Source organism: Bradyrhizobium sp. sGM-13 (genome assembly GCF_018398875.1).
GTDB lineage: Bacteria > Pseudomonadota > Alphaproteobacteria > Rhizobiales > Xanthobacteraceae > Bradyrhizobium.
On record NZ_JAGWDK010000386.1, the window covers coordinates 1 to 250 of the forward strand.

Annotated in this window: 1 protein-coding gene; it reads left to right on the forward strand. The window is 68.4% G+C overall.

From position 1 onward, the window contains the following. Window positions 1-250 (forward strand): AMP-binding protein (locus tag KJQ96_RS39390; protein WP_213291260.1); only part of this gene is annotated, 250 nt, incomplete at both ends.

Consider the following 250-nt stretch of genomic DNA (forward strand, 5'->3'; position numbering starts at 1 on the left):
GACGAGGCGATCAAGCTTTCCAGCGCGAAGCCGCGAGGCTGCATCATCCTGCAGCGGCCGCAGCACGTTTGCGAACTCGCGGCGAGCCGCGATCATGACTGGGCGACGCTGCGCCGCGCGGCGCTCGACGCCGGCAAGGCAGCGCCCTGCACGCCGGTGCTCGCGACCGATCCGCTCTATATTCTCTATACCTCGGGCACCACGGGCATCCCGAAGGGCGTCGTGCGCGACAATGGCGGGCATCTGGTTG